The following is a 26,252-nucleotide window of genomic DNA, read 5'->3' as shown; positions in this document are numbered from 1 at the left end:
AATGAAGATTGCAAGTGTAATTGTCGATGTTCCTGCTATGCAGACCGACCGGGTGTTTGATTACTCCATCCCCGCTGGCTGGCAGGGTCAGATACAACCGGGAATGAGAGTCATTGTTCCGTTTGGACCACGAAAAGTCCAGGGCTTTGTTACTGGATTGAAAGAAAGGACAGAAGCAGGAAAGCTGAAAGACCTGATTCAGCCAATGGATTTGATCCCGGTTTTAAATGAAGACCTGCTGCATATGGCAGACTGGCTGACAAGAGAGACTCTCTGCTTTAAGATATCGGCATTGCAAGTGATGCTGCCTGCTGCTATGAAGGCAAAATATGAAAAGAAAATCATTCTGGAGACTGGAAAAAGAGACCTCTTGAATGAACAGGCTGCAAAGCTGTTTGCAAAAAAGGAAGAAGTTGCCTGGAAGGATGCAGAGGAGGCGGGGATGCTTCCTCTATTGCAAAAAGAAATTAAAGCAGGAAATTTAGATGTTTTTTACAGTGTGAAATCCAAAGGGAAGAAGAAAACGGTCATGAAAGTCTTTCCGGCTTTAACGAAAGAAAAGTTATACGATGAATTGTCGTCACTTCCCGCAAATGCCGATAAGCAAAAAGCTGTCTTGGAGTTTATTTTGTCTGCAGACGAAGAAGAGGGCTTTACACTCAAGGAGGCAGCGGAAAGTGCTGGAGCATCTTCTGCAACAATCAATGCACTCGTTGATAAAGGGCTTCTTCTGAAAAAACAGCAGGAAATTTATCGAAATCCCTTTGCCCACAAAATCTTTCAAAAGACTGAACCATTGCCGCTGACAGAACAACAGGAAAAGGCGATAGAACCTGTTCTTGATTCCATCAGACAACAGGAACATGAAACCTTTCTTTTGTATGGTGTTACCGGCAGCGGTAAGACTGAAGTCTACCTTCAATCGATCCAGGAAGTTTATGAAAAAGGGAAAGAAGCCATTGTACTGGTGCCGGAAATATCGTTGACTCCACAGATGGTCAATCGTTTCAAAGGAAGATTTGGAGATGATGTTGCCGTCCTGCACAGCGGTTTATCTGCCGGGGAAAAGTATGATGAGTGGAGAAGGATCCAACGGAAGGAAGTAAAGGTCGTTGTCGGTGCGCGTTCAGCTATATTTGCACCGTTTGAGAATCTTGGCATCATCATTATTGATGAAGAACATGAAACCAGTTACAAGCAGGAAGAAAATCCGAGGTATCATGCAAGGGATGTAGCCATCTATCGGGGAAAGAAGTATCATTGTCCGGTTATTTTGGGAAGCGCCACTCCTTCTTTGGAATCGTTCGCGCGCGCCCAAAAAGGAGTGTACCAGCTGCTTACCTTATCCAAACGAATGAATTCAGGGGATCTTCCTGCGGTCTCGATTGTCGACATGAGAGAAGAGTTAAGAAGCGGCAACCGGTCGATGTTCTCTGAAGAGCTTTTTGAAAAGCTTCAGGATCGGCTGGAGAAAGGCGAACAGACTGTCCTGTTCCTTAACCGGAGAGGCCATTCTTCATTTATTATGTGCAGAGACTGCGGGTATGTAGCACAGTGTCCGCAATGTGACATATCCCTTACATACCATCGGTTTTCAAATAGCATGAAGTGTCATTATTGCGGGCATGAAACGGCAGTTCCCGACACTTGTCCTGAATGCGAAAGTGAGCATATCAGGTACTTTGGAACGGGTACCCAGAAAGTGGAAGAAGAAATAACCAGGCTGCTTCCGCAAGCAAGGGTGATCCGCATGGATGTGGATACGACCAGCAGAAAAGGCTCTCATGAGCGGTTATTAGATAGTTTTGGCGAAGGTAACGCTGATATTTTACTTGGTACACAAATGATCGCCAAAGGTCTCGATTTTCCAAACATCACGCTTGTGGGAGTGTTAAGTGCGGATACCATGCTGCACCTCCCGGATTTCCGTTCAGCTGAAAAAACCTTCCAGCTGCTTACCCAGGTCAGCGGAAGAGCTGGGAGGCATTCTCTGCCGGGTGAAGTGGTGATTCAAACCTATACACCTGAACACTACAGTATTGAGCTGGCGGGCACCCAGGATTATGACGCTTTCTATCAAAAAGAAATGATGATGAGAAAGATTGGTAGTTATCCTCCATTCTATTATTTATCTTTAATCACCATAAGCCATGAAGATCTGTTGAAGGTAGTCGGAGCAGCGGAAAGAATTACGAAGTTCCTTCAGGCAAAATTGTCGCCTCATTCGATTGTGCTGGGGCCTGCTGCCTCGCCAATACCCAGGATCAACAATAGATATAGATACCAATGTTTGATAAAATACAAGCGGGAACCAGAGCTTCCATCAATATTGAAGACGATTCTGGAACATTCCCAACAACAAAAAACATCAGAAGGATTAACAATTTCAATAGATGTCAATCCTTATATGATGATGTAAGAAAGAGGGAGTATCCTTTGGCTATATTACCGATTGTCACCTATCCAAATGAAATACTTGAAAAAGAATGCAAACCAGTAACAGTGTTTGATAAGAAGTTAAAAAAGTTTCTGGATGATATGTATGAATCCATGATCGCTGCTGATGGAGTCGGCCTTGCCGCCCCACAGGTTGGAAAAGATATTTCCGTTGCAATTGTGGATATTGGAGACGAAACAGGGACTATTGAAATGATCAACCCGGAAGTCCTTGAAGTAAAAGGGGAACAAACAGACCTGGAAGGCTGTCTTTCATTTCCTAACCTCTATGGTGAAGTGTCAAGGCCGGAGTATGTGAAAGTGAGAATACAAGATCGCAAGGGCCGTTCCTTTATCATTGAAGCTGAAGACTTTTTAGCCAGGGCCATCTTACATGAGATTGACCATTTACATGGAGTATTATTCACGACCAAAGTGATCAGATATATTGAAGAAGATGAACTTGAAAGGTATGAAAGCGAATGACCAGAATTATATTTATGGGTACCCCACATTTTTCTGTACCAGTACTGCAAAATTTAATTGAAAATGACTATGAAGTAATCGCGGTTGTTACACAACCTGACCGCCCAGTCGGCAGAAAGAAAGTCATGACGCCTCCTCCTGTTAAAATGGAGGCTGAGAAAAATGGAATACCAGTCTATCAGCCTGAGAAAATCCGCGGGAAAGAAGAGCTTGAAAAAATTCTAGCATTAAAGCCTGATTTGATTGTAACCGCAGCCTTCGGCCAGATCTTGCCTAAAGAGCTGCTGGAAGCTCCTCAGTTTGGCTGTATCAATGTACATGCCTCACTTCTGCCGGAACTTCGCGGAGGAGCGCCGATCCACTATTCGATTATTCAGGGCAAGAAATCAACCGGTGTTACGATCATGTATATGGTAGAGAAGCTGGATGCTGGTGATATGCTCAGCTCAGTTGAAGTAGACATAGATGAGAGAGATCACGTCGGTACGCTGCATGACAAGTTAAGCGCTGCAGGGGCCAAGCTTCTCCTGGAAACCATTCCGCCTTTATTAAGAGGTGAAATCAAACCTGAAAAGCAGGATGAAAGCAAAGCGACCTTTGCCTGGAATATAAAGCGTGAACAGGAAAAGATTGATTGGAGTAAGGATGGAGAAGACATTTATAATCATGTCCGAGGTCTTCATCCATGGCCGGTTGCCTATACGACATTGAATGGATCTGTCATGAAGGTCTGGTGGAGTGAAAAGGTGCCGGATACAGATGGAAATCCTGGAGAAATCACGGCTGTCGAGGAAGATGGATTCGTAGTGGGGACAGGCAATTCCACTTCAATCAAAATTACAGAACTTCAGCCATCCGGAAAGAAAAAAATGAATGCAAAAGACTACCTGAGAGGTGCAGGATCTTTTATTGAAAAAGGTATGAGGCTGGGAGATGCAGATGAATAAAGGGAAAAAGACTGTCCGCGAGGCAGCTCTCGATGTACTTGAGTCCGTTGAGAAAAACCAGTCATACAGCAACCTCCTATTGAATCATGCCATTACTAAATATGGAGTGACCGGACCTGACACCGGCCTGCTGACAGAATTAACCTATGGTACCATCCAGCGCAGAATGACACTTGATTATTACCTTGCACCTTTCATCAATAAAAAAATCGAAAGCTGGGTCAGGCAGCTTCTAAGACTATCTTTATATCAAATGATATACCTGGATAAAATCCCGGACCGCGCCATCATTTTTGAAGCCGTTGAAATCGGCAAAAGAAGAGGGCACAAAGGGATTGCCAGCATGATTAACGGAATCCTCCGTTCCGTGCAGCGAAAAGGGATTCCATCAATTGATACGATAGAAGACCCGGTAGAACGCCTGTCAGTGGAAACCAGCCATCCTATGTGGCTTGTTCAAAGATGGGTTGACCAGTTTGGCTTGGAAAAAACGAGAGCTATGTGTGAAACGAATATTACGGCACCGCTGCAGTCCGCCCGAGTGAATACTTTGAAAATCAAGACCGAGGATTTGCTGGCTCAGCTGACAGAAGCCGGATTATCTGTAAGAAAGAGCAGCATCGTCCCTGATGCAATTGTTTCACTGAAAGGGAATCTTGCCAGAACAGAAGCGTTTAAGCAAGGGCTGATGACAATACAGGATGAAAGTTCCATGCTCGTCGGCCACAGCCTTGATGTATATGAGGATTTCACGGTTCTGGATTCCTGTGCAGCTCCCGGCGGAAAGACAACGCATATTGCTGAATTAATGAAAGGAAAAGGAAAAGTGTTTGCCTTGGATCTTCATAAGCATAAAATCAAACTGATCGATGAGAATGCAGCAAGATTGGGTTTGGAAAATATTGAAGCAAAAGCTCATGACAGCCGGACGGCAGAGGCTCTTTTTGACCGTGAAAGTTTGGACCGGGTTCTGGTCGATGCACCTTGCTCAGGTCTCGGGGTATTAAGAAGAAAGCCTGATATTAAATATACGAAGAAGGAAAGCGACTTAAACTCCCTTCAGAAAATCCAGCTTCAAATTTTAGGCGCAGTCGCTCCTCTGTTGAAAAAAGGTGGACTGCTTGTATACAGTACATGTACTGTTGACAAAAATGAAAATGAAGGCACAGTCCGGGAGTTTTTAACAGCGAATCCTGATTTTGAGCCTTATGGGCTTTCGCATTTGCCTGAGGCGGTAAAGCCTTTTGTCGATCATAACATGCTTCAAATTTTCCCTCAGGATTTTGGCGGTGACGGTTTCTTTATCTCGTGCTTCCGAAAAAAATCCTGACAGTTGCCTTCTTAGAAGATCTCACTGAATTAAAGGTGAATATCAAGCAGGAAAATCTGATATAAAAGTCGTAAATGTAAAATAGCCGATGAAAAAAGTCGAAGCGGGTCTACTCTTAATTGATTCCGCCCGCTTTTGATTAAAGGGCAATGAAGAAAAGAGGTGGCCGAAATGAATTCTGTACACTATACAGATACAGGGAAAGTCAGGCAGCATAATGAAGATAGTGTCGGTATCTTTAACAATCAGGGAGGGGACTGCCTTGCGGTGGTCGCTGATGGAATGGGCGGTCATCGTGCTGGCGATGTCGCCAGTTCAATGACTATTACTAAATTTGAAGAATTATGGAAAGCGGAAGAAAAGATTAAAACCGCTGATCAGGCAGAGAAATGGCTGCAGGATAAAATAAAACAAATCAACCAAGAGGTATTCGAGCATTCACGCAATCACATGGAATGTGAAGGGATGGGAACGACTGTGGTGGCAGCGATTTGCACAGATAATTTCGCTACAGTTGTTAACATTGGTGACAGCCGGGGGTATATTTTAAATGAAAGCGGCTTTAATCAGCTGACGGAAGACCATTCACTCGTCAATGAACTGGTCAGAAGCGGTCAGATTTCTAAAGAAGACGCTGAACATCATCCCCGGAAAAATGTACTTCTCAGAGCCTTGGGCACTGAGGAAAAGGTAGAACTGGATATAAAGACCATCATTTTTGAAGAAGATGATATTCTTTTCCTCTGTTCCGACGGGCTTTCTAATAAAGTTTCACAAGAGGAAATGGAAGAGATCCTTAAAAGCAGTGAGGATTTGGGCCTAATAGGCAAAAAATTCATTTCGTTGGCAAATGAGAATGGCGGCGAAGACAATATATCGCTGGCAATCGTCAAGTTTCCCTCTGAAAGCAGAGACGGGTGAATTTTATGTTAAACGGAAAGAGAATCAGCGGCAGATATAAAATCCTCGAGATGATCGGCGGCGGAGGTATGGCCAATGTATACCTTGCCCAGGACATGATCCTTGATCGCGAAGTAGCGATCAAGATGCTGCGTATGGATTTTGCCAATGAGGAAGAATTCATCAAGAGGTTTCAACGTGAGGCTCAATCAGCGACAAGTTTGGCCCACCCAAACATCGTCAGCATTTTTGATGTAGGGGAAGAGGATGATATATACTATATCGTCATGGAATATGTCGATGGCATGACATTAAAGCAATACATACAGAAGAATTCGCCGATATCCATTGAGAAGACGATTGATATCATGCGCCAGTTAACTTCTGCGATTTCTCATGCCCATCAAAATCACATTGTCCATCGTGATATTAAGCCGCAAAATATATTGATTGACCATGACGGCACTGTGAAAATCACGGACTTTGGGATTGCGATGGCCCTGAGTGCCACTTCCATCACACAGACAAACTCAGTACTTGGTTCAGTACATTATCTGTCTCCAGAACAGGCACGCGGGGGAATGGCAACAAGAAAATCGGATATTTACTCTCTTGGGATTGTGATGTTCGAGCTGCTTACGGGAAGGCTTCCATTTTCAGGTGAATCAGCGGTTTCTATTGCGCTGAAGCATCTTCAGTCTGAAACTCCTTCATTAAGAAGATGGAACCAGGACATTCCGCAAAGCGTGGAAAACATCGTCCTCAAAGCAACAGCGAAGGACCCATTCCAGCGTTATGATTCAGTCGAAGAGGTCGAAGAAGATCTGCAGACAGCGTTGGACCCAGACCGGCTGGATGAACCAAAGTTCGCCATCGAAGAGGATATGGATGCCACAAAAGCCATACCGGTCATAACGGATGAACGTCCTTATTCGAATATTGAGCACACGATTGTCCATGATAAAAATGGAGCAGAAACTGCCGGAACAGTTCCTAATAACGGTGGTGCCGATGGTAAGCCCGAGAAAAAGAAAAAGAAGAAATGGCCTGCAATCGTTATAGGGTTCTTCTTTTTCCTTGTGGTGCTTGGGATTTTGGCTGTGACGGTATTGCCTGATATGCTCGGGCCAAAAGAAGTGGTTCTTCCAGATGTAAGTGGGAAATCTGTAGAAGAGGCTGTTGAAATACTAGCTCTTGAAGGTTTCAAAATTGGTGATAACCTGGAACAGAGCAGTGATGAAGTCCCAGCCAATCATGTGATCAAAACCAACCCTCCTGCCGGGAAAAATGTTGTTGAAGGTAAGGAGATCACCTTGTATGTCAGCAGCGGCAAGGAAAGGGTAAGCTTAGAGGATTACACTGGACAGATGTTTGCAGATGCTTCAGAGGTGTTAAATGAAAAGGGATTTGCAAATGTTAAAGATGATCCTGAATTCAGCGAACTGGAACCTGGTACAATCATAGGACAGGACCCAGACCCTGATACGGAAGTTATTCCGGAAGAGACGACTGTAACCTTTAGAATAAGTGCAGGTCTTGAAACATTTAAGTTGACTGATTTAAGAAGCTATACAGAAAAAAGCCTTGATGATTATGCAGAGTACAGAGAAATCAATATTAAAAAGACAAGGGAATTTTCGGAAGAAGTACCGGAAGGACAAGTTATTTCACAGAAGCCTGCAGACGGGACGGACCTGGTTAAAGGCAGTGTAGTTGATGTGGTCATTTCTAAAGGCAAACAGCCAGTTCCGAAAACAGTGCCACAGGAAATTTCTATTCCCTTTGAACCTAAAGAAGATGGAACACCTTCATTTGTAGAAGTGTATGTAGAAGACAGTAAAAACGACATAACAGAATTGTTTTTAACTGATTCATTTACTGAAGATTGGACCACAACGATAGAATTAATTATCCAGCCAGGAGAGTCTGCGATATATAAAGTGATAGTAGACGGCCAGGTGTATACACCTGAAACGGAAGTTCCTTATCCGGAAGACTAGGTGAAGTGGACAATTAAGGAGGCTAGTTATGCCAGAAGGCAAAATCATAAAAGCGCTCAGCGGTTTTTATTATGTGTTAAGCGGTGATGAAATTACCCAGTGCAGGGGCAGGGGAGTTTTCCGTAAAAACAAAATCACTCCCCTGGTAGGAGATCACGTCAGTTTTCAATCCGAAAACGAACGGGAAGGATATATCCTTGAAGTCTTCGAAAGGAAAAATGAATTGGTGAGGCCGCCGATCGCCAATGTCGATCAGGCGATCCTGGTTTTCTCAGCAGTCGAACCTGACTTTAGCACCGCGCTGCTGGACAGGTTTCTCGTCCTCGTCGAAAGTAAGGGCATAGAACCATTGATATGCATCACTAAAATGGATTTGATAAAGGATTCTCAACGGGAAGGCATTATGGAATATGTCCAGAGTTACCGTTCATTCGGTTATGATGTGATTATTACCTCTTCTAAAACCGAAGAGGGTCTTTCAAGCCTGAAACCTTATCTGTCAGATAAAATATCCGTCTTTGCCGGACAGTCCGGTGTGGGTAAGTCTTCTTTGCTTAATGCGTTAATGCCTGAGCTTGAGCTGAAGACTGACGATATTTCCTCTCATCTCGGGAGGGGAAAGCATACGACAAGGCATGTGGAGCTTATTGAGGTAAATGATGGAGGGCTGGTTGCAGATACACCAGGCTTCAGTTCATTGGAATTCAGTGAATTGGAACTTGATGAGCTTTCTTCCTGCTTTCCCGAAATGGCTGAAAGAGCCGACAACTGTAAATTCAGGGGCTGCTTCCATATGAATGAACCGAAATGCGCTGTCAAGAAGGCAGTGGAAGACGGTGACATACCGGAATTCCGCTATGTGCATTATGAACAATTTTATAATGAAATAAAAGACAGAAAGCCGAGGTATTGAAATAAATGGTTAAAATTGCACCTTCGATTCTATCAGCAGATTTTGCAAACCTTGCGAGAGACATTCAAGACGTGGAAGCGGGTGGAGCGGATTATATCCACGTCGATGTAATGGATGGTCATTTTGTGCCCAATATCACGATTGGCCCCCTTATCGTAGAAGCGATAAGGCCGGTGACGAACCTTCCGTTGGACGTACATTTAATGATTGAAAATCCTGATCAATATATTGATGCTTTTGCAGCGGCAGGAGCAGATTATATTACCGTCCATGCTGAGGCATGCCCGCATTTGCACAGGACAATTCAACAGATTAAATCAAAAGGTGTAAAAGCGGGTGTGGTCCTGAACCCTGGAACACCGGCAGAAATGATTAAGCACGTGATGGAAGATATCGATATGGTGCTGTTAATGACTGTTAATCCCGGTTTCGGCGGACAAAGTTTCATCCATTCAGTACTGCCGAAAATCCGGGAAGTACGCAAAATGGCACAAGATTTCAATCCATCACTGGAGGTTGAAGTGGATGGAGGAGTTAATGCTGAAACAGCCAAGCTGTGTGCAGAAGCAGGTGCTGACGTTTTCGTAGCCGGATCCTTCATTTATAACCAAAAGGATCGCAAACAGGCGATTGACGCCATTCGTGAAGCAGCTTCAATTTCATGAGCAAAAGACTGAGACCGGCATAGAAGATTAACTTCTGGGCCGGTCTTTTTTGGCAGCTGAAAATGGATGGGTACACAGGTTAGGACATTTCCCTGAGAGGACCAATACCTTATTCATAGGAAAAAACCTGAAATAATATCACGCCTTCTTCCTGTAAAACCCAAAGGTTAAATAGTTGGAATTGAGGGGATAACATAACTAACTAAGAAGAGAGCGGGTGTATTAATGAAAATAAATATTTTAGGCGGAGGGCCTGAAGAGTTTATCCCTGCCCTCGCAAGTTACAAAGAGGAAGACAAGGCTGGCATTTGGGTGGGAGTCGATCATGGAGTATTCAGGCTGCTTCACCAAGGTATCCGGCCGGACATGGCATTTGGAGATTTTGATTCTGTCAGTAAAGAGGAATGGAAACTGATAGAAGAAAATGTTGAACAAATTAATAGGTATATGCCTGAAAAAGATGAAACAGACATGGAACTGGCTTTGAATTGGTCGATACAACAATCCCCTGAAGCAATAAGGATTTTTGGTGCAACTGGAGGCAGAGTTGATCACTTCCTTGCGAATGTCCAATTGCTAGGTAAAAAAGAAAATCTTCATCCGTCAATCGAAATAGAAATCATCGATAAACAAAATCATGTTCAAATTGTTCCTCCTGGTGAATATACATTAAATGAAAAACCTGAAAGCAAGTATGTGTCGTTTCTGCCGTTAACGTCAGAAATTGAAGGGTTGAGTTTGACAGGGTTTAGGTATCCCCTTCAAAACAGGAATATTTCACTTGGATCCACACTATGTATAAGTAACGAACTTATTCAGCCTTCTGGTACTTTTTCATTCACAAGCGGCATATTAATGGTGATAAGAAGTCATGATTAGGCACTTTTAACTTAGAAGTAATGCGTACTTAAATTTTTCGTTTGAATATACTAAAAGCGAATTCAAGCGAGACAACAGGTTTTAGATTGACGGGAGGGACTGTTGATGAAATTTTATACGATTAAACTGCCAAAATTTCTGGGCGGATTGGTGAAAGCAATGCTGGGGACATTTAAAAAAGAATAATGAAATGGTTTAAGCACCCTGGATGCCGGGGTGTTTTTTATTTAGTATGAATAAATAATCCGATTTCAATGAAAAAGAGACACCCCTCAACAGGATGTCTCTTTAATGAACATTATACACGTTCAACTTTACCGGATTTTAAAGCTCTTGCAGAAACCCAAACACGTTTTGGTTTTCCATCTACAAGAATGCGAACTTTTTGTAAGTTAGCGCCCCAAGTACGCTTGTTAGCGTTCATCGCATGGGAGCGAGCGTTGCCCGAACGAGCTTTACGGCCAGTTACTACGCATTTCTTTGGCATGGTATTCCCTCCTCATAAAAGAAGCTGAAACAATATCAGTTGTTTCACATTTCAACATAGTCATAAAAGATACTTTAATAATTTATCATACAACCTGAAACAATGCAATAGTTCTGCAAAAAGATATCAAGAAAAAATACTTGACGGATAGAAATGCGGGTAGCGCCTGAAACTCCCGGCAATCTCGGAGGCGATTTCAGGTGGTAATCTCAGCTTGGAATTTGCTGTTTTTACTTTAAGACTTTGTTAGTTGATGATGTTGTTATTCAGGTTTATTGCCGAATATTTTATACCTTCATAAACTGCAACTGATTTCAAGCTACTTCTTTTATTTTTTGACTAGTTCTGGGCACGGATCCACGTTTCCTAGTTCTAAAAACTTAATGTTTCAGTGAAACTTGAAACATTTGTTGATTGGAGCGGAAGGTGTGCGACCTCCTGCGGGATTAGCGGGACAGGTGAGACCCCGCAGGCGAAGCTGAGGAGGCTCACCGCCCGCCCCGCGGAGTCGCGCACCTGTAGCGGAAATCAGGAAACCCATTTTAATAGGGTCCTAAAAACAATATAACGCTGCAGTTCGGTTTCTTTATGAACAAGCAAAAACTACCTCGTTTCAATTTTGTATATTCATCGCTTTTCAAGAGCTCCATGAGTTGGGAAAGGACTTGGAACAGCACGAGAGCTCCCTGGTTCATCTTCACCTATTGCCTAAGCTCCTCATGCGAGCCAACATTAAGGGGAGAGTCCTTACAACAATAAGCTTTTTTAAGACATTTAATGGGTATAATGTCGGGGTAAAGAGGGTTAATAATAAGATAAGGATCTTTTTTTTCGGTAACAACCCCAATAAAAACACAGGCATTCTCCATATAAAACCGTCTCTATCATCAGTTTAGCTTTTAAAAATACAATAGTTATAGTAAAATGTTTTTAGCCAAGCATGTATTAGAAGGGGGAACAATTCATGTCCATCGAAATGAAAACGAAGTTCGGGCAAATTGATATAACTAATGATGTTATTGCAATGATTGCGGGCGGAGCTGCTGTTGATTGCTATGGTATCGTCGGAATGGCTTCTAAGAATCAAATTAAAGACGGTTTAACTGATATTCTGCGCAAAGAGAACTTCACTCGGGGTGTTATCGTTCGCCAGGAAGAGGAAGAAGTACATATTGATATGTATATCATGGTGAGTTATGGAACGAAAATTTCTGAAATCGCTCACAATGTTCAATCCAAGGTCAAGTATACTCTTAACAAAACCGTCGGCTTGGCGGTCGATTCAGTAAATATTTTTGTTCAGGGCGTTCGTGTAACGAACCCGTAGTGAGGAGGAAGATTTGTGTCAATTACATCTTTGGAAGGAAAGCGTTTTGCGGAAATGGTTATCCAGGGTGCCAACAATCTGGCAGCCAATGCGAAAATGGTGGACGCTTTAAACGTATTTCCGGTTCCTGATGGTGATACTGGAACAAACATGAACCTATCTATGACTTCTGGTGCAAAAGAAGTTCAGAATAATGTACAAGAACATATTGGAAAAGTTGCAGGTGCTTTATCTAAAGGCCTGTTAATGGGAGCGAGAGGAAACTCAGGTGTCATTCTCTCCCAATTATTCCGTGGGTTTGGAAAAGCGATTGAAGCTAATCCTGCCTTAACCAGCGAAGAGTTTGCCAGTGCATTGAATACAGGAGTTGAAACAGCTTATAAGGCTGTGATGAAACCGGTAGAGGGAACCATCCTGACGGTAGCTAAAGATGCTGCCAAAAAAGCGGTGGCTGTTGCAAAAAATGAAAGTGACATCGTTGCATTGATGGAAGAAGTCGTTAAAGAGGCCAGAGCTTCTCTTAACAGAACTCCTGACTTGCTCCCTGTACTGAAGGAAGTTGGAGTTGTAGACAGCGGAGGCCAGGGGCTGCTGCTTGTTTATGAAGGATTCCTTGCAGAATTAAAGGGTGAACAGGTATCTGACTATACAACCCTCCCTTCAATGGACGATCTTGTAAGCGCCGAACATCATAAAAATGTACAGGGCTTCATGAACACAGAGGATATCGAATTCGGGTATTGTACTGAATTCATGGTCCGTTTTGAAGAAGGGAAAGAGCCATTCTCAGAAGAGTCTTTCCGAAATAATTTAAGTGCTTACGGTGATTCATTGCTTGTCATCAGTGATGAAGAACTTGCAAAGGTACATATCCATTCTGAAGAGCCGGGCAATGTATTAAGCTACGGACAAAAATACGGCAGCCTGATCAATATGAAGATTGAAAACATGAGGCAGCAGCACAGCACAATTATGAACGAGACTTCCCACAAACTTGAGACAGAGCAGAAGCCGGCAGAAAAGAAGGAATACGGCATTGTCACTGTTTCAATGGGAGCAGGAATTGCTGATCTTTTCCGCAGTATTGGAGCTACCTATGTGATAGAAGGCGGACAGACCATGAATCCAAGTACGGAAGATATCGTCAAAGCTGCCGAAGAAGTGAATGCAGAAAAAGTCATCATCCTGCCGAACAATAAAAATATCATCATGGCTGCCAATCAGGCTGCAGAAGTCCTTGAAGGCGATGTTGTCGTGGTGCCGACGAAAACAGTTCCCCAGGGAATGGCTGCTCTGCTGGCATTCAATCCTTCAGCAAGCAATGCTGACAATAAGGATGCCATGACAGAAGCATCCAGCTTTGTAAAGACTGGACAAGTTACGTTTGCTGTTAGAGATACCAATATTGATGGCTTAAGCATCCAGAAAGACGATTTTATGGGAATTTCTGAAGGCAAGATTGTCGTAACAGGAAAAGAGCGCCTGGATACAGCTAAGAATCTTCTAAATGAAATGATTGATGAAGATTCTGAGATCCTGACTGTCTTATATGGTGAAGACGCTTCCGAGGAAGATGTCAAAAGCCTGACAGAATTTGTTGAAGAACAGTTTGAAGATGTAGAAGTAGAAGTTCACAACGGCAAACAGCCATTGTACTCTTTTATCTTCTCAATTGAATAGAGAATGCAGAAATAGAAGGGCATCCCCCTTCTATTTCCTTGTGTAAGGAAACTTTTCATGCTCATACTGTTACAGATGTAAGGATTTGATAGACGTGTTATGATAGATAAGTACGGGCTTTTTAAATCATCTGAAATTATATTAAAATATACAGGTTAAGGGGAAAGGGGAGACTTCAATGAAGTATAAAAGTGTCTTCGATATCATCGGGCCGGTTATGATTGGTCCATCCAGCTCCCACACTGCAGGAGCAGCAAGAATCGGGAGAGTAGCCAGAAATCTTTTCGGACGGGACCCGGAATGGGCAGAAATTTCTTTCTATGGATCCTTTGCAAAAACATACAAAGGACACGGAACGGATGTCGCAATCGTCGGAGGGCTGATGGACTATGATACCTTTGACGAAAGAATCAAAGAATCACTAAAGATAGCCAAAGAAAAGGGGATCAGGGTCAGGTTCCACGAAGAAGATGCTGTCACAGACCATCCCAACACGGCACGTATCCGTCTTGGCGATGATAAGAGTGAGATGGAATTAGTCGGTATTTCGATCGGCGGCGGAAAAATCGAAGTGACTGAGCTGAATGGCTTTGAATTGAAACTGACTGGACATCACCCGGCAATCCTGGTGGTTCATGAGGATAGATTCGGTGCAATTGCCGCTGTTTCAAGTGTGCTGGCAAAGCATGAAATCAATATTGGCCATATGGATGTTTCCCGTAAAGAAGCAGGGAAAATGGCGTTGATGACAATCGAAATTGATCAAAATAACATAGATGAAAAAGTGATAGATGAATTGAAAGCATTATCAAATGTAACTCAAGTCACCATGATAGCTGATTAATCACGGGAAAAGGTGGCAGCGCTTTCACAACTAATGGAAAGGAGCATTGATATGTTTCGTAATGTAGCAGAACTTATTGAACTGGCAGAAAGCAATAACAAAAAAATATCCGATATTATGATAGAGCAGGAAATGGAATATAAAAACAAAACATGGGATGAAATTTATTCCCAGATGGAAAGAAACCTAGAGGTTATGGAGGAAGCTGTAGAAAAAGGGCTCAAGGGTGTTAAGTCTCATTCCGGATTAACAGGTGGAGATGCAGTGCTTCTTCAAAAATATATCGAAAAAGGGAATTTCCTCTCAGGACAATTCCTGCTTGATGCAGTCAGTAAAGCTGTAGCAACAAATGAAGTGAATGCAGCAATGGGAACCATTTGCGCGACACCGACAGCCGGGTCTGCTGGTGTAGTGCCGGGAACACTATTCGCAGTTAAAGAAAAACTGAACCCGACTCGGGAAGAAATGGTACGTTTCTTGTTTGTCTCCGGGGCTTTTGGATTTGTTGTCGCAAATAATGCGTCCATCTCCGGTGCAGCTGGCGGTTGCCAGGCAGAAGTAGGCTCTGCCAGTGGAATGGCTGCAGCAGCAATCGTTGAAATTGCGGGTGGAACTCCCAGCCAGAGTGCTGAAGCCATGGCAATTACACTGAAGAACATGCTTGGATTGGTTTGTGACCCTGTAGCCGGACTGGTGGAAGTTCCGTGTGTGAAGAGGAACGCAATGGGGGCTGCCAACGCAATGGTCGCAGCTGATATGGCTTTAGCAGGTATTACCAGCCGGATCCCTTGTGATGAAGTCATCGATGCCATGTTTAAAATTGGTCAGACGATGCCTGTTGCATTGAGGGAAACCGCTCAGGGAGGACTTGCGGCTACCCCGACCGGACGTGAGTTAGAAGCGAAAATTTTTGGAGTGTCATTAAATAAAGGTGACTGATTTAGTTAAGGTTCCTGTAACAGAGATAAAGGGAATCGGTGAAGAAACAGCTCTGCAGCTTTCTTCCATGGATATTCAATCAGTGGGCGATTTGCTGGAGTATGTCCCTTACCGGTATGAGGATTATCGCCTTAAGGACCTGGCTGAAGCAGAACATGATGGAAGGGTGACGGTTGAGGGGGAAATCCACTCAGCCCCTTCGTTAATGTTTTATGGCCGGAAAAAGTCCCGTCTGAATGTTCGCTTGCTGACTGGAGGCTATCTCATTCAGGCTACTTTTTTCAATCAGCCCTATTTGAAAAAGAAATTGAACCTGCAAGACACAATAACAGTCACAGGTAAATGGGATAAAAACCGCCAAATTATCACAGTGCAGCAATATTCCCTTGGTCCGCATACCTCTAAAGGAGATTTTGAACCGGTATACTCATTGAAAGGTTCAATCAAGAATCAATCCTTAAGAAAATACATTAGAACGGCCTTCGATCATTTTGGAGAAAGCATTTCAGAAAACATTCCGGAATCATTAAGGCTTCAGTATAAATTGCTTAACAGGCGGGAAGCGCTATTCAACCTGCACTTTCCTTCAGATCCAGCCAGTATGAAACAGGCAAGAAGGAGAATGGTGTATGAAGAATTCCTCCTGTTTCAGCTTAAGATGCAGGCGCTTCGCAAGTTTGAACGCGAACATTCAAACGGAATTTCACAGGATTATGATTTGAAAAAGATCAAAGAATTCATTAACGGCCTTCCATTTCCATTGACGGGTGCCCAAAAAAGGGTCGTGAATGAAATTTCTGCCGATATGAAATCTCCATACAGAATGAACAGGCTGCTTCAAGGGGATGTGGGATCCGGTAAAACGGTCGTTGCAGCCATTGCGCTCTTTTCGAGTATCACAGCAGGCTACCAGGGGGCCTTGATGGTTCCGACTGAAATCCTTGCAGAGCAGCATGCAGAATCCCTCAGTGAGCTTTTGGCACCTGCAGGCCTGAATACGGCGCTGTTGACAAGTTCGGTGAAGGGAAAGAGGAGAAAACTTCTGCTGCAACAGCTTGAAGATGGAGAAATCGATGTGCTGATCGGTACTCATGCTCTGATACAAGATGAAGTCAATTTCAAAAATCTGGGTCTGGTCATCACGGACGAGCAGCACCGATTCGGCGTTGCGCAGCGCAGGGTCCTTCGGGAAAAGGGAGAAAGTCCCGATGTTCTATTCATGACGGCAACCCCCATTCCCCGTACTCTCGCCATTACTGTGTTTGGTGAAATGGATGTGTCGATCATAGATGAAATGCCTGCCGGAAGAAAAACAATTGAGACCTATTGGGCCAAGCAGGATAAGCTTGAACGAGTCCTGGACTTTATGGAAAAGGAGCTGGTCCAAGGCAGGCAGGCATATGTCATTTGCCCGTTGATAGAAGAGTCCGATAAGCTCGATGTCCAGAACGCCATAGACGTTCATGCTCAGCTTCAGTTTTATTACCAGGGAAGGTACGATGTCGGCCTTATGCATGGAAGGCTGCACTCGGATGAAAAGGATGAAGTGATGAAATCCTTCAGCCGGAATGAAATCCAGGTTCTTGTTTCTACAACTGTGGTCGAAGTGGGTGTTAATGTCCCCAACGCCACAATGATGGTCATTTACGATGCTGAAAGATTCGGTTTGTCCCAGCTTCATCAGCTTAGGGGAAGAGTAGGGAGAGGGAGCGCCCAATCCTACTGTATACTGCTTGCGGATCCGAAAACGGATGTCGGAAAAGAACGGATGAAAATCATGGCAGAGACCAATGATGGCTTTGAACTTAGTGAAAAGGACCTTGAATTGAGAGGTCCAGGTGATTTCTTCGGCAAGAAGCAAAGCGGTCTCCCGGAGTTTAAAGTTGCAGACATGATCCATGACTACAGAGCTCTCGAGGTTGCCCGGAATGATGCCCAGCAGCTGATACAAAGCAATGGATTTTGGGTTGAACCGGCATATGGGCCATTAAGGGAGTTTCTTGAAAAATCAGGTGTTCTTCAAGGAGAAAAATTGGATTGAAAATCAGATTGCAGAGGCTTGCAATCTGATTTTTTTAATTATATACTACTATTAGTACCTAGTACTAGTAGCGGATGGTGTTAATAATGAGACCGACTAAAAAGCAGCGGCAGATACAATTATCAGTAACGATTAAAGAGAATCCCTTTATTACAGATGAAGAACTTGCAGACAGATTTGGTGTCAGTGTCCAGACGATCCGTCTGGACAGAATGGAACTTTCCATTCCTGAATTAAGGGAAAGAATTAAACATGTAGCTGAAAAAACGTTTGGCGATGAAGTGAGGTCCCTGCCAATCGAGGAAGTTATCGGGGAAATAATAGATATAGATCTCGATCAAAGCGCCATTTCAATATTTGATGTGAAAGCCGAGCATGTATTTAAACGAAACCGCATTGCCCGGGGACATCATTTATTTGCACAGGCAAACTCACTGGCAGTGGCAGTCATAAATGATGAACTGGCGTTGACCGCAAAGTCCCAGATCCGGTTTACACGCCCGGTAAAAGAGGGTGAGCGCGTCATCGCTAAAGCAAAAGTCATCGAAATACATAAAGAACGGACAATTGTGGAAGTAAATAGTTATGTCGGTGGAGAAAAGGTATTCTCCGGTGAATTCGAAATGTATCGTTCAAACGATGCTGAAAAGGATGATGGGCAATGAAGATAGCCATTGATGCGATGGGAGGCGACAATGCTCCTAAGGAGATTGTGCTTGGTGCTCAGAGGGCTGTAAATGAGTTTCACGATGTAGAAATCATATTATTTGGCGACGAGGCGAAAATCAAGGCGGAAGTTGGAGAGCATGAAAGAATTGAGATTGTTCATACTACCGAAGAAATTTTGGGATCAGATGAACCGGTAAGGGCGGTAAGGCGAAAGAAAGACGCTTCCATGGTTTTGATGGCACAAGCGGTCGCAGACGGCAAAGCGGATGCCTGTATTTCAGCAGGAAATACAGGTGCGCTTATGACAGCCGGACTGTTCATAGTGGGAAGGATTCAAGGCATCGAACGTCCCGCTCTGGCACCGACTCTCCCTACTCTTGATGGTAAAGGATTCCTTATGCTTGACTTGGGTGCCAATGTCGATGCTAAACCTGAACACCTCTTGCAATATGGGATCATGGGGAGCATTTATGCCGAAAAAGTCCGTGGTATTGTGAATCCGAGAGTAGGGTTACTGAACATTGGAACCGAAGAAAAAAAAGGAAATGAACTCACAAAGGCATCATTCTCCCTGCTGAGTGACTCCGGTATAAATTTTATTGGCAATGTTGAATCCAGGGACCTGCTTGATGGAGCTGCAGATGTCGTCGTAACTGACGGATTTACAGGGAATATGGTCCTGAAAACGATTGAAGGAACTGCTTTGTCAATCTTCTCGATGCTTAAAACGACTCTGACCTCTTCGTTTAAGAATAAGATTGCTGCGGGTCTGGTCAAAAATGATCTGAAAGATCTAAAAAACATGCTGGATTATACAGAGTATGGCGGTGCCGGCTTATTCGGCCTGAAATCACCAGTCATCAAAGCTCATGGATCTTCCAACGAGAATGCTTTGTTCAATGCTGTCCGGCAGGCAAGGGAAATGGTGAACCATTCCGTGCCGGCTACCATTAAGGAAGCAGTCTCTAAGGTAGAAAAAAGTGAATGAATTAATGAGGGGGAAGCAGGGATAATATGGGTAAAATAGCATTTGTCTTTCCAGGACAGGGCTCGCAAAAAGTCGGAATGGGAAAAGAACTAGCAGAAAAATATCCTGAGGTGCAAGAGTACTTTAACAATGCTGACAAAAGACTTGGCATTGAACTTTCTAATCTTATATTCCAAGGGCCTCAAGAAGAGCTGACATTGACAGAGAATGCACAGCCTGCTCTGCTGGCGACAAGCATTGCTTTTCTTGAGCTGCTTAAAGCAGAGGGGATAGAGGCTGACTATACAGCCGGCCACAGTTTAGGCGAATACTCTGCTCTAGTGGCATCAGGGGCTTTATCATTCGAAGATGGTGTGTATGCCGTACGCAAGCGTGGAGAATATATGGAAGAAGCCGTGCCTGCCGGCGAGGGAACCATGGCAGCCGTCTTGGGAATGGATCGAGAAAATCTTTCTGAAATTACCGAGAAGGTATCCGGGGAAGGTAACCATGTCGGTTTGGCAAACTTGAATTGTCCCGGCCAGATCGTCATTTCCGGATCCTTCAGGGGGGTTGAATTGGCTTCTGACCTTGCAAAAGAACAAGGTGCAAAACGTGTACTGCCTTTACAAGTCAGCGGGCCTTTCCATTCTGCCTTAATGAAACCAGCTGCTGAGAAATTTTCCGGAGTGCTGGATGAAATCACGATCAATGATGCAAATAAACCTGTTATCGCCAACGTCAATGCCAAGCCGATGACAAGCGCCGGAGAGATTAAAGAAAGGTTGATTCAGCAGCTTTACTCTCCTGTACTTTGGGAAGATACTGTATCTGAACTATTGGATGCCGGCGTAGATACTTTTGTTGAAATCGGACCTGGTAAAGTCTTATCTGGATTAATCAAGAAGGTCAACCGCAGAGTGAATACTTTCTCGGTCAGTGATGAAGCCAGCTTTAAGGAAACAGTAGAAAAGCTAAAGGAGGCTGCTCAATGAAACTTCAAGGGGAAACGGCGTTAGTTACAGGGGCTTCAAGGGGAATCGGCAGAGAAATCGCACTTGAGCTTGCACGCCAGGGAGCGAATGTGGCAGTGAATTATGCAGGCAGTAAAGAGAGAGCAATGGAAGTCACTGAAGAAATCAAAAGCATGGGCGGTAAGGCAATTGCGATCCAGTGCAATGTTGCTGATGGTGACTCTGTGCAAGCTATGATAAAAGAAACAATTTCTCATTTCGGATCTCTTGATATCCTTGTCAATAACGCAGGCATCACAAGAGATAATCTCCTGATGAGAATGAAGGAAAATGAATGGGATGACGTTATCAATACCAATCTTAAAGGGGTTTTCCTCTGTACAAAAGCGGTCAGCCGCCAAATGATGAAACAAAGAAGCGGAAGGATCATTAATATTTCATCAATCGTCGGAGTGAGCGGAAATCCAGGTCAGGCGAATTATGTTGCAGCTAAAGCAGGTGTGATCGGGTTGACGAAAACCAGCGCCAGAGAACTTGCAGCGAGAGGAATAACTGTTAATGCAGTAGCACCAGGATTCATCTCCACTGACATGACGGACGAGCTAAGTGAAGAAGTGAAGGCTGAGATGCTGAAAGGCATTCCGCTGAGCCGTTTTGGTGAAGCAAAAGATATCGCAAGAGTGGTAAACTTCCTGGCATCTGAAGATTCATCCTATATGACAGGTCAAACTCTTCACGTAGACGGCGGAATGGTCATGTAGTCCTTTGAAATATCCCGATTCTATTAATACAGTTTCATTACAAGATTGGAAAATCAGGAAACTGTTCTTGATTATTAATGGAAATCTACTATAATAACTTGAGGGGAGGTGACAAGAATGGCAGAAGTACTAGATCGCGTAACAAAGATCATCGTTGACCGCCTTGGCGTAGACGAGTCTCAAGTAACTCTTGAAGCTTCTTTTAAAGAAGACCTTGGAGCGGATTCACTTGATGTAGTAGAATTGGTTATGGAACTTGAAGATGAGTTTGATATGGAAATTTCTGATGATGATGCAGAAAAAATCGCTACAGTCGGTGACGCTGTGAACTACATAAATAACAAAGGCTAATCGATAATTTTCAGCTCCGCATCTTGCGGAGCTCTTGTTCCTTTTAAGAGGCTGTTCTTGAAGAGTATTGGCATAAACAGAAGAATGTGGAGATCGACAGCATGTCAAGCTGTCATTTCTATCTTCTGCAGTGTCTGCCTCTTCAAGAACAACCTCTTATTTTTATCAGTGGCTTTGTCTTTTATCTGTTGGTGAAACAAACAGGAAAAACCTCAGCAAATTAAAACAAATTTTGCGATTTTACCATTTTTATCATAAACTTGAGTAGTGTGAAAAATTTAATGTACTAATAAAAAGCAAGGTGGAGGCCCAATGCGGAAACAAGTAAGAAACAGAGATAAACAATCAATGCAGTTCATTGATGAAAAATTTAAAGAGTTTCAAAAAAAACATGAGATTAATTTTAATAACGAGAAATTGCTGAGGCAGGCTTTTACTCATTCATCATATGTGAATGAGCATCGGAAAAAACCTTATGAAGACAACGAACGGCTTGAGTTTCTTGGTGATGCAGTATTAGAACTGACTGTATCCCAATTTCTATATAAAAAATACCCGACAATGAGTGAAGGGGAATTAACCAAGCTCAGGGCGGCCATAGTATGTGAGCCTTCTTTGGTAACGTTTGCAAATGAACTGAAATTCGGGGAACTTGTCCTTCTTGGTAAAGGTGAGGAATTGACAGGCGGGAGAGCACGTCCTGCGCTGCTGGCTGATGTTTTTGAGGCTTTTATCGGAGCGCTTTACCTTGACCAGGGGCTGCCGACCGTACTGAATATGCTCGAAAAAAATGTCTATCCTAAAATCAATTCCGGTGCTTTTTCTCATGTGATGGATTTTAAAAGCCAGCTGCAAGAGCTTGTGCAGCGGGACAGTGCAGGGACAATCGAGTATGGAATCGTTCAAGAAAAAGGTCCGGCACATAATCGTGAGTTCGTTTCCAGAGTCTGCTTGAATGGTGAAGAGCTTGGGTTAGGAACAGGCAGATCAAAAAAAGAAGCAGAACAGCATGCAGCACAAATGGCATTAGAAAAATTAAAGCAAAAGCTTGAAGAAAATTAAGGGGGAAGAATATGTTCCTCAAACAACTGGATGTCATAGGATTTAAATCATTCGCAGAGAGGATTTCTGTCGACTTCGTTCCAGGCGTAACTGCAGTGGTTGGACCTAATGGCAGCGGGAAAAGCAACATTATCGATGCAATTCGCTGGGTGCTGGGAGAACAATCTGCAAAATCATTGCGTGGAGCAAAAATGGAAGATGTGATTTTTGCTGGAAGTGACTCACGAAAGCCACAGAATTTTGCAGAAGTCACGTTGACGCTGGATAATAGTGACGGCGCACTGCCGATAGAATACAGTGAGGTAAGTGTGACCCGCCGGGTATTCAGATCCGGTGATAGTGAATATCTGCTGAACAAGCAGCCTTGCCGGCTTAAGGATATCATCGAATTATTCATGGACTCCGGGCTTGGCAAAGAAGCCTTTTCAATCATTAGCCAGGGAAAAGTGGAAGAAATACTAAACAGCAAACCGGAAGAGCGTCGAACTATATTTGAAGATGCTGCCGGTGTACTGAAGTACAAAAACAGAAAAAAGAAAGCAGAAGGAAAGCTTTTTGAAACCCAGGAAAACCTGAACAGGGTCAATGATATCATTTCTGAACTTGAAGGCCAGGTAGAACCACTGAAGATTCAGGCTTCAATGGCAAGAGATTATTTAGAGAAGAAAGAAGAACTTGAAAAAGTGGAAGTAGGCGTCACTGTATTTGAAATAGAAGACTTGCACAGACAGTGGCAGGAGTTAAGTGATTCCTTTGAACTGCATGGCAAGGATGAGTTGAGGTTATCAGCTGATATTCAAAAAAGAGAAGCGCAGCTTGAAAAATTGCGGGACAATGCCTCTGCTCTGGATGAATCCGTTACGCAGCTGCAAGAAGTACTTCTGGCAGCCAGTGAAGAGCTGGAAAAGCTGCAAGGAAGAAAACAGGTACTTCAGGAAAGAAAGAAAAATGCCTCAAACAACCGAGAGCAAATGGAAAAGAATATCGAAGAGACCAAAAATAGGATTGAAAAGCTTACTGTTGAAAGAGATGAATCAGCGAAAGAATATTTTTCAATTAAAGCTGAAACTGAAAAGCTGCAGGAACAGCTGACACAAAAGCAAAAACGTTTCCAGCACTTCAACGATGATCTTGAAACAATGATCGAGACGTTGAAAGGCGATTACATCGAGAAGCTGAACCGCCAGGCAGCTGCCAAGAATGAAATCCAATATCTGCAAAGCCAACTGGAACAGCAGACAGGCAGGAGCAGACGGCTTGATGAAGACAATGAAAAGTTTTTAGCGCAGCGTGAAGAAATCAGGGAAGCACAAAGGGATACGGAAGAGAAACTGGAGAGGCTGAAGGGATCTATAGACAGCCAGGTTGTTGCCTTCAGAAAAGAGAAGAATGATCTTGAATCTATGAAGAGCAAGTATCAGAAACTTGAAACAACGCTGTATCAGGCTTATCAATTCTTGCAGCAGGCTAAGTCTCGCAAAGAAATGCTTGAAGAAATGGAAGATGATTATTCAGGATTCTTCCAAGGTGTAAAAGAAGTGCTGAAAGCCAGGAATCGTTCCTTGAAAGGAATTGAAGGAGCTGTGGCAGAGCTGATTTCGGTTCCTAAACAATATGATAAGGCTATGGAGACGGCGCTTGGTGCCTCAATGCAGCATGTCGTGGTAGAAAGTGAGTCTCATGGACGTGAGGCAATCTCCTTTTTAAAGAAAAATCAATATGGAAGAGCCACTTTTCTGCCGATGAACGTTATAAAAGGAAAGTCGATTCCTGCTGCCCAGCTTTCTATGCTAAGCAGCCAGGAATCATTTGTCGGAGTTGCTTCCGAACTGCTGGATTATGAGGAACGTTATCACTCGATCATCAGCAATTTGCTTGGAAATGTCATTATCACAGCAGATTTAAAAGGCGCAAACACTCTGGCAAAACAGGCGGGATACCGGTACCGTTTCGTTACACTGGACGGGGATGTCGTCAATCCGGGAGGATCCATGTCAGGTGGTGCTTCCAAACAGAAAAAATCATCGCTTCTAAGCCGGAAAACCGAGTTGGAAGAGCTGACGGCAAAACTCAGGCAGATGGAAGAGAAAACGGCAAGTTTGGAAGAGCAAATCCGCCAGTACAAGGCTGATGTCTCCTTAGGGGAGAAAAAGCTTGAAGATATGAGGGTTAAAGGTGAACAGCTTCGCTATGAAGAACAGGAGCATAAATCAAGGCAAAGAGAACTTCAAATATCCCAGAAAAACATGGATGAACGCCTTTCTCTCTATGATATGGAAAAGGGTGAGTTTTCCGACCTGAAGGAAAAGAATGAAAAACGGATAATTGAATTGAAAGAAGAACTTGACCGGATTGCTCAGGAGCTGGAAGAAATGGAAGCCAGAATAGACAGCCTGACCCAGCAGAAAAATTCTGATCGTACTTCCAAAGAGGTGATTTCTGACGAGATCAGTGAGCTTAGAGCCAATCTGGCAGCACGCCATGAACAGCTTAATGCCAGTAAAAATGATCTTGCCAGATTAAATGAAGAACTTGATCAGGCAAAGAAGAGAAAAAATGGTTACGAAGAAGATCTAAATTGGCTGAACAGCGAGATGGAGAATGATTTCTCGGGTGAGGAAAAACTCCAGGAAGCTGCAGAAGCCAGGTCCCGCGAGAAGCAGGACACAGCAGAGCTGATCAGCAAGCGCAGGGAAGAAAGACTAAAAGTTCAGACGGCTGTAGAAGATGAGGAGCTTCACCTGAAAGAACTAAAGAGACAGCATAAAGGACTCATGGGGGCCCTTAAAGATGAAGAAGTAAAAATAAACAGGCTTGATGTGGAATTAGAGAATCGGCTCGAGCACTTAAGGGAAGAGTATATGCTTTCCTTTGAAGCAGCAAAAGAAGATTACCCGCTGACCATGGATATAGCGGAAGCAAGGAAGAAAGTAAAACTCATCAAATTGGCCCTCGAGGAACTGGGAACTGTTAACTTAGGGGCAATAGATGAATATGAACGCGTTTCTGAACGCTACCATTTCCTGCTTGAACAGCAAACCGACCTGCAGGAGGCAAAGGATACTCTCCACGAAGTCATCAAAGAAATGGACAGTGAGATGGTAAAGCGTTTTGATTATACCTTCCACGCAATTAAAGCAGAGTTTGAAGGTGTATTCTCTGCTTTGTTCGGAGGTGGAAGGGCTGAATTAAAACTGACAAATCCTGAGGACCTGTTAAACACAGGGGTGGATATTGTCGCTCAGCCGCCAGGAAAAAAATTGCAGAATCTCGGATTGATGTCTGGCGGAGAAAGGGCTTTGACGGCAATTGCATTGTTATTCTCGATCCTGAAAGTCCGGCCGGTGCCATTCTGTATACTGGATGAGGTGGAAGCTGCCCTGGATGAGGCCAATGTTCAAAGGTTCAGCAAATATTTAAAAAAATTCAGCCAGGAAACACAATTCATTGTCATCACCCATAGAAAGGGAACGATGGAAGATGCCCATGTTCTCTACGGTGTCACAATGCAGGAGTCCGGAGTGTCCATGGTCGTTTCGGTCCGGCTCGAAGATACAAAAGATTTTGTACAAGTAAAATAAGGCAGGTGCTTTG

General features: G+C 43.6%; 23 protein-coding genes. 22 read left to right on the top strand and 1 reads right to left on the bottom strand.

The window, feature by feature from the left end:
• Window position 1: 1 nt before the first annotated feature.
• The 10 genes from priA to spoVM all read left to right on the top strand — a co-directional run bounded on the left by priA (window position 2) and on the right by spoVM (window position 10,742).
• Window positions 2–2,419: a primosomal protein N' gene (gene priA / locus M1E09_RS14650; protein WP_456271589.1), complete on the top strand. Its 2,418-nt coding sequence runs from the start codon at window positions 2–4 to the stop codon at window positions 2,417–2,419.
• A 17-nt stretch (window positions 2,420–2,436) separates the two neighbouring features.
• Window positions 2,437–2,922, top strand: a complete 486-nt coding sequence (gene def / locus M1E09_RS14645; protein WP_456271588.1) for a peptide deformylase — start codon at window positions 2,437–2,439, stop codon at window positions 2,920–2,922.
• The gene (fmt, locus tag M1E09_RS14640) at window positions 2,919–3,869 is read left to right on the top strand and encodes a methionyl-tRNA formyltransferase (RefSeq protein ID WP_456271587.1); all 951 of its coding nucleotides are present in this window, start codon (window positions 2,919–2,921) and stop codon (window positions 3,867–3,869) included. The genes def and fmt overlap by 4 nt, the downstream gene beginning before the upstream one ends.
• The gene (rsmB, locus tag M1E09_RS14635) at window positions 3,862–5,199 is read left to right on the top strand and encodes a 16S rRNA (cytosine(967)-C(5))-methyltransferase RsmB (RefSeq protein WP_456275002.1); all 1,338 of its coding nucleotides are present in this window, start codon (window positions 3,862–3,864) and stop codon (window positions 5,197–5,199) included. The genes fmt and rsmB overlap by 8 nt, the downstream gene beginning before the upstream one ends.
• Before the next feature lie 171 nt (window positions 5,200–5,370).
• Complete coding sequence (locus M1E09_RS14630) at window positions 5,371–6,120, top strand: Stp1/IreP family PP2C-type Ser/Thr phosphatase (RefSeq protein WP_456271586.1); 750 nt, start codon at window positions 5,371–5,373, stop codon at window positions 6,118–6,120.
• Between the two features lie 5 nt (window positions 6,121–6,125).
• Window positions 6,126–8,099 carry a Stk1 family PASTA domain-containing Ser/Thr kinase gene (gene pknB, locus M1E09_RS14625; RefSeq protein ID WP_456271585.1) on the top strand — a complete coding sequence of 658 codons (1,974 nt, stop codon included), beginning with the start codon at window positions 6,126–6,128 and terminating at the stop codon, window positions 8,097–8,099.
• A gap of 28 nt (window positions 8,100–8,127) precedes the next feature.
• Window positions 8,128–9,012 carry a ribosome small subunit-dependent GTPase A gene (gene rsgA / locus M1E09_RS14620; RefSeq protein ID WP_456271584.1) on the top strand — a complete coding sequence of 295 codons (885 nt, stop codon included), beginning with the start codon at window positions 8,128–8,130 and terminating at the stop codon, window positions 9,010–9,012.
• Window positions 9,013–9,017: 5 nt separating this feature from the next.
• Window positions 9,018–9,677 (top strand): ribulose-phosphate 3-epimerase, encoded by a 660-nt coding sequence (rpe, locus tag M1E09_RS14615; protein WP_456271583.1) that lies wholly within the window; start codon window positions 9,018–9,020, stop codon window positions 9,675–9,677.
• A gap of 225 nt (window positions 9,678–9,902) precedes the next feature.
• Window positions 9,903–10,556 (top strand): thiamine diphosphokinase, encoded by a 654-nt coding sequence (locus tag M1E09_RS14610; RefSeq protein WP_456271582.1) that lies wholly within the window; start codon window positions 9,903–9,905, stop codon window positions 10,554–10,556.
• Window positions 10,557–10,661: 105 nt separating this feature from the next.
• Window positions 10,662–10,742 carry a stage V sporulation protein SpoVM gene (gene spoVM / locus M1E09_RS14605; RefSeq protein WP_006837352.1) on the top strand — a complete coding sequence of 27 codons (81 nt, stop codon included), beginning with the start codon at window positions 10,662–10,664 and terminating at the stop codon, window positions 10,740–10,742.
• 112 nt (window positions 10,743–10,854) lie between these two features.
• Here spoVM and rpmB read toward each other — a convergent pair whose 3' ends face one another.
• A complete protein-coding gene (gene rpmB / locus M1E09_RS14600) occupies window positions 10,855–11,043 on the bottom strand; it encodes a 50S ribosomal protein L28 (protein WP_100330870.1) in 189 nt (62 codons plus the stop codon).
• Window positions 11,044–12,007: 964 nt separating this feature from the next.
• Between rpmB and M1E09_RS14595 the strand changes: the two genes are divergently transcribed.
• The 12 genes from M1E09_RS14595 (at window position 12,008) to smc (ending at window position 26,239) form a co-directional block, all read left to right on the top strand.
• Window positions 12,008–12,370, top strand: coding sequence for an Asp23/Gls24 family envelope stress response protein (locus M1E09_RS14595; protein WP_409253663.1), 363 nt, complete (start codon window positions 12,008–12,010; stop codon window positions 12,368–12,370).
• Between the two features lie 15 nt (window positions 12,371–12,385).
• Window positions 12,386–14,050 carry a DAK2 domain-containing protein gene (locus tag M1E09_RS14590; RefSeq protein WP_456271581.1) on the top strand — a complete coding sequence of 555 codons (1,665 nt, stop codon included), beginning with the start codon at window positions 12,386–12,388 and terminating at the stop codon, window positions 14,048–14,050.
• 178 nt (window positions 14,051–14,228) lie between these two features.
• On the top strand, window positions 14,229–14,894 hold the full coding sequence (gene sdaAB / locus M1E09_RS14585) for an L-serine ammonia-lyase, iron-sulfur-dependent subunit beta (protein WP_456271580.1): 666 nt from the start codon (window positions 14,229–14,231) through the stop codon (window positions 14,892–14,894).
• A 51-nt stretch (window positions 14,895–14,945) separates the two neighbouring features.
• Complete coding sequence (gene sdaAA / locus M1E09_RS14580) at window positions 14,946–15,833, top strand: L-serine ammonia-lyase, iron-sulfur-dependent, subunit alpha (RefSeq protein ID WP_456271579.1); 888 nt, start codon at window positions 14,946–14,948, stop codon at window positions 15,831–15,833.
• On the top strand, window positions 15,826–17,874 hold the full coding sequence (gene recG, locus M1E09_RS14575; protein ID WP_456271578.1) for an ATP-dependent DNA helicase RecG: 2,049 nt from the start codon (window positions 15,826–15,828) through the stop codon (window positions 17,872–17,874). The genes sdaAA and recG overlap by 8 nt, the downstream gene beginning before the upstream one ends.
• An 86-nt stretch (window positions 17,875–17,960) precedes the next feature.
• Complete coding sequence (gene fapR / locus M1E09_RS14570) at window positions 17,961–18,539, top strand: transcription factor FapR (RefSeq protein WP_456271577.1); 579 nt, start codon at window positions 17,961–17,963, stop codon at window positions 18,537–18,539.
• Window positions 18,536–19,531, top strand: coding sequence for a phosphate acyltransferase PlsX (gene plsX, locus M1E09_RS14565; RefSeq protein ID WP_456271576.1), 996 nt, complete (start codon window positions 18,536–18,538; stop codon window positions 19,529–19,531). The genes fapR and plsX overlap by 4 nt, the downstream gene beginning before the upstream one ends.
• Before the next feature lie 26 nt (window positions 19,532–19,557).
• Entirely contained in the window at window positions 19,558–20,505 is a 948-nt protein-coding gene (fabD, locus tag M1E09_RS14560) for an ACP S-malonyltransferase (protein ID WP_456271575.1), read from the top strand.
• Complete coding sequence (gene fabG, locus M1E09_RS14555; RefSeq protein ID WP_456271574.1) at window positions 20,502–21,245, top strand: 3-oxoacyl-[acyl-carrier-protein] reductase; 744 nt, start codon at window positions 20,502–20,504, stop codon at window positions 21,243–21,245. The genes fabD and fabG overlap by 4 nt, the downstream gene beginning before the upstream one ends.
• A gap of 117 nt (window positions 21,246–21,362) precedes the next feature.
• On the top strand, window positions 21,363–21,596 hold the full coding sequence (acpP, locus tag M1E09_RS14550) for an acyl carrier protein (protein ID WP_006838176.1): 234 nt from the start codon (window positions 21,363–21,365) through the stop codon (window positions 21,594–21,596).
• A gap of 312 nt (window positions 21,597–21,908) precedes the next feature.
• A complete protein-coding gene (gene rnc / locus M1E09_RS14545) occupies window positions 21,909–22,658 on the top strand; it encodes a ribonuclease III (protein WP_456271573.1) in 750 nt (249 codons plus the stop codon).
• Window positions 22,659–22,669: 11 nt separating this feature from the next.
• Entirely contained in the window at window positions 22,670–26,239 is a 3,570-nt protein-coding gene (gene smc, locus M1E09_RS14540) for a chromosome segregation protein SMC (RefSeq protein WP_456271572.1), read from the top strand.
• Window positions 26,240–26,252: the final 13 nt, after the last annotated feature.

The organism is Bacillus sp. AK031, from assembly GCF_053903065.1.
Note: the sequence above shows the minus strand (reverse complement) of the source record. Positions and strands in the feature narration are given on the sequence as shown.